The following is a 1,247-nucleotide window of genomic DNA, read 5'->3' on the forward strand; positions in this document are numbered from 1 at the left end:
GAATATGCTAAGTGATTTTTTGTTTAATTTTTCACCCGATTGTACAACTCAAGCAGTTCTTCTACTGGAATACCGTTTATTTTCATACCAGTTATATTACAATTTTCTATTTCAATATTTTTCAGATTACTACTACGTATTGTAGTACTTTCCAAATCACATCTATCAAATGAAATAGGATTTTTATCCTCTCCAAGGCTTGTATCGTTAAATTGAACTCCACCTAAAGTCACAAAATTAAATTTACTGCCAGAAATATTTAAATCTGCATATGAGGAATTTCTAAAATTAATATTTCTAAAGGTTGATTGACTTACATTACAATTATTCATATTTATATTCATTACATTACTACTAACATATGAACTATTTTTTAAATTCACTTGATAATACTCTGTATTTGCCAAATTACAGTTTTCGTATTGACCATTTTTCATATCTTTATTTTCAGCTAAGTTCTCTTCATTTGAATCTGCCTTTTTTCTTTTCACATAACAATACTCATCTTCAGATTTAAAAATWATTTCATAGCCCATTTTTTTATAAAAATGATGATTAYTWATTTGTCTACTAGATGTTTCAAGRTCCCAAATCYTTATGTTYKGAAAYTYTTCTTCTATTAAATTGATAATTTGTGATCCAATCCCTTTTCCTTGATGAATAGGATTTACAAATATACGATCTATTCTACCGACTTTTACTTGGGTGAAATGGCTCTAATACATCCACCCAATCCAATCTTTTATATAAAGAACGCGCTTTTTCATTGTTTATTTGTGTTGCTAAAATACTCGTTCTATTTGAAATCCCTTCTAATAATTCATTATGTAATTTCATTCCAAGACCTTCATTTCGATATTGTGGGTGAATTGCTAACTCTACAAATTCAAAACAATCTTGTAACCATTCGTCTGCTTGTTCTAGATTTAACGCTTCTCTCATTAATTGATTATAGTACTGCCCTTCTAATGAGCGATAACCATAAGTAAAACCAACTACCTTATTTTCATCATTTATTGCTACTATACCTTTAAAATCTGCATATTCTATATGTCTTTTTATTCTCTCAATCATTTCAGTAAAATTTGTTTTCTCAAATGCTTTACAATACAATTTTGCCATATTATTAATTAGGATTTCATCTTTTTCAATACGTATGAATTTCACTTTACCTTCCCYCTATTAAAACATTTGAACCCTTAAATAATTATAAAATAAAGAAATTTAGAACTAATCACTCTATTTAC

The 1,247-nt window shown here is 27.5% G+C and carries 2 protein-coding genes and 1 pseudogene; all 3 read right to left on the reverse strand.

From position 1 onward, the window contains the following. Nucleotides 1-23: 23 nt before the first annotated feature. The 3 genes and pseudogenes from AC1DJR_RS31650 to AC1DJR_RS31660 all read right to left on the reverse strand — a co-directional run bounded on the left by AC1DJR_RS31650 (nucleotide 24) and on the right by AC1DJR_RS31660 (nucleotide 1,167). On the reverse strand, nucleotides 24-491 hold the full coding sequence (locus AC1DJR_RS31650; RefSeq protein WP_477004436.1) for a hypothetical protein: 468 nt from the start codon (nucleotides 489-491) through the stop codon (nucleotides 24-26). 87 nt (nucleotides 492-578) lie between these two features. Further along, nucleotides 579-686 (reverse strand): annotated as a pseudogene (locus AC1DJR_RS31655) (GNAT family N-acetyltransferase); the annotation flags it as partial. A 1-nt stretch (nucleotide 687) separates the two neighbouring features. Next, entirely contained in the window at nucleotides 688-1,167 is a 480-nt protein-coding gene (locus AC1DJR_RS31660; protein WP_477004437.1) for a GNAT family N-acetyltransferase, read from the reverse strand. Nucleotides 1,168-1,247 lie beyond the last annotated feature (80 nt).

This window comes from Bacillus sp. 05T31 (assembly GCF_056396725.1).